At 48.2% G+C, this 3185-nt stretch carries 2 rRNA genes; both read right to left on the reverse strand.

Features of this window, described 5'->3' with window-relative positions:
• Positions 1-117 (reverse strand): 5S ribosomal RNA (gene rrf, locus EKN01_RS07770).
• Between the two features lie 65 nt (positions 118-182).
• A 23S ribosomal RNA gene (locus EKN01_RS07775) occupies positions 183-3099 on the reverse strand.
• Positions 3100-3185 lie beyond the last annotated feature (86 nt).

Here is a 3185-nt window from a genome sequence, read left to right on the forward strand (position 1 = left end):
GCGTGGCGACTTCCTATCCTCGCAGGTAGTTTCCCACCAACTACTTTCGGCGTTAAGAAGCTTAACTTCTGTGTTCGGCATGGGAACAGGTGTATCCTTCTTGCCATCATCACCACACTATTGGTACCTCGTACCTTCAAAACTAGATATTAAGAAATTTCAAAACACTTTAAACCACTTACTCGATTAAGCCCTCGATCTATTAGTACTGCTCAGCTCCATATGTCGCCATACTTCCACCCGCAGCCTATCTACGTCATCATCTTTAACGGATCTTACTTCCTTAACGGAATGGGAAATCTCATCTTGAGGGGGGCTTCGCACTTAGATGCTTTCAGCGCTTATCCCGTCCATACATAGCTACCCAGCAATGCCCTTGGCAGAACAACTGGTACACCAGAGGTATGTCCATCCCGGTCCTCTCGTACTAAGGACAGCTCCTCTCAAATTTCCTACGCCCGCGACGGATAGGGACCGAACTGTCTCACGACGTTCTGAACCCAGCTCGCGTACCGCTTTAATGGGCGAACAGCCCAACCCTTGGGACCGACTACAGCCCCAGGATGCGATGAGCCGACATCGAGGTGCCAAACCTCCCCGTCGATGTGAACTCTTGGGGGAGATAAGCCTGTTATCCCCAGGGTAGCTTTTATCCGTTGAGCGATGGCCCTTCCATGCGGTACCACCGGATCACTAAGTCCGACTTTCGTCCCTGCTCGACTTGTCAGTCTCGCAGTCAAGCTCTCTTATACCTTTACACTCTGCGAATGATTTCCAACCATTCTGAGAGAACCTTTGAGCGCCTCCGTTACTATTTAGGAGGCGACCGCCCCAGTCAAACTGCCCACCAGACACTGTCCCTCGCCGCGATTATCGGCGTAGGTTAGAGTTTTCATATAACAAGGGTAGTATCCCACCAATGCCTTCATCGAAACTAGCGTTCCGACTTCAACGGCTCCTACCTATCCTGTACATGTTACACAAAAACTCAATATCAAGCTACAGTAAAGCTCCATGGGGTCTTTCCGTCCTGTCGCGGGTAACCCGCATCTTCACGGGTATTATAATTTCACCGAGTCTCTCGTTGAGACAGTGCCCAAATCATTACGCCTTTCGTGCGGGTCGGAACTTACCCGACAAGGAATTTCGCTACCTTAGGACCGTTATAGTTACGGCCGCCGTTTACTGGGGCTTCAATTCTTAGCTTCGCCGAAGCTAACCAATCCTCTTAACCTTCCAGCACCGGGCAGGCGTCAGCCCATATACGTCATCTTACGATTTAGCATAGACCTGTGTTTTTGATAAACAGTTGTTTGGGCCTATTCACTGCGGCTGGCTTTTACACCAGCACCCCTTCTCCCGAAGTTACGGGGTCATTTTGCCGAGTTCCTTAACGAGAGTTCACTCGCTGACCTTAGGATTCTCTCCTCGACTACCTGTGTCGGTTTGCGGTACGGGTAGTTTAATTCTAACTAGAAACTTTTCTTGGCAGTGTGAGTTACTGTGCTTCGCTACTTAAATTTCGCTCCCCATCACAACTTGTCCTTATAGTTATAAGCATTTAACTCATATCAAGACTCGCGGCTTGGACACACTTTTCCAGCTGTGTGCACACATCATCCTCCTGCGTCCTTCCATCGTTCAAACAAATTAAACTAGTACAGGAATATCAACCTGTTATCCATCGATTACACCTCTCGGTCTCATCTTAGGCCCCGACTAACCCTGGGAGGACGAGCCTTCCCCAGGAAACCTTAGTCTTTCGGCCGATAGGATTCTCACCTATCTTTCGCTACTCATACCGGCATTCTCACTTCTATGAACTCCACTGCTCCTCACGGTACAGCTTCAATGCTCATACAACGCTCTCCTACCACGCATCTTACGATGCATCCACAGTTTCGGTATTATGCTTAGCCCCGGTACATTTTCGGCGCAGAATCACTCGACTAGTGAGCTGTTACGCACTCTTTGAATGAATGGCTGCTTCTGAGCCAACATCCTAGTTGTCTAGGCATTTCCACATCCTTTTCCACTTAGCATAAATTTTGGGACCTTAACTGGTGATCTGGGCTGTTTCCCTTTCGACGATGGATCTTATCACTCATCGTCTGACTCCCGTGTATAAATCGGTGGCATTCGGAGTTTATCTGAATTCGGTAACCCGAGATGGGCCCCTAGTCCAAACAGTGCTCTACCTCCACGATCCTTACCACGAGGCTAACCCTAAAGCTATTTCGGAGAGAACCAGCTATCTCCAAGTTCGTTTGGAATTTCACCGCTACCCACACCTCATCCCAGCACTTTTCAACGTACATGGGTTCGGTCCTCCAGTGAGTTTTACCTCACCTTCAACCTGGACATGGGTAGGTCACTTGGTTTCGGGTCTACGTCTACATACTCAATTTGCCCTATTCAGACTCGCTTTCGCTACGGCTCCGTATTTTCTACTTAACCTTGCATGCAAACGTAACTCGCCGGTTCATTCTACAAAAGGCACGCCATCACCCGTAAATGGGCTCTGACTACTTGTAGGCACATGGTTTCAGGATCTATTTCACTCCCCTCCCGGGGTTCTTTTCACCTTTCCCTCACGGTACTGGTTCACTATCGGTCACTAGGTAGTATTTAGCCTTGGGAGATGGTCCTCCCAGATTCCGACGGGGTTTCACGTGTCCCGCCGTACTCAGGATACTGACTAGAGTTGCTTGTATTTCGCTTACGAGGCTTTCACTCTCTTTGGCTGATCTTTCCAAATCATTCAGCTATACTTACATTTTTTCTCATGTCGTCAGTCCTACAACCCCAAAGAGCAAGCTCTCTGGTTTGGGCTATTCCCGTTTCGCTCGCCGCTACTCAGGGAATCGATTTTTCTTTCTCTTCCTGCAACTACTTAGATGTTTCAGTTCATTGCGTCTTCCTCTTATATGCTATGTATTCACATATAAGTAATTATCCATTACGATAATTGGGTTCCCCCATTCGGAAATCCCCGGATCAAAGCTTGCTTACAGCTCCCCGAGGCGTATCGTCGTTAGCTACGTCCTTCATCGGCTCCTAGTGCCTAGGCATCCACCATGCGCCCTTTATAACTTAATCTGACAAAATTTAGATTTCTAAATCTGTCGCGCAGTTTTCGGTGTTTCTTTATTTCTTAATATCCAGTTTTCAAGGTACGAGTTCGA

The organism is Companilactobacillus metriopterae (genome assembly GCF_004117915.1).
GTDB classification, from domain to species: domain Bacteria; phylum Bacillota; class Bacilli; order Lactobacillales; family Lactobacillaceae; genus Companilactobacillus; species Companilactobacillus metriopterae.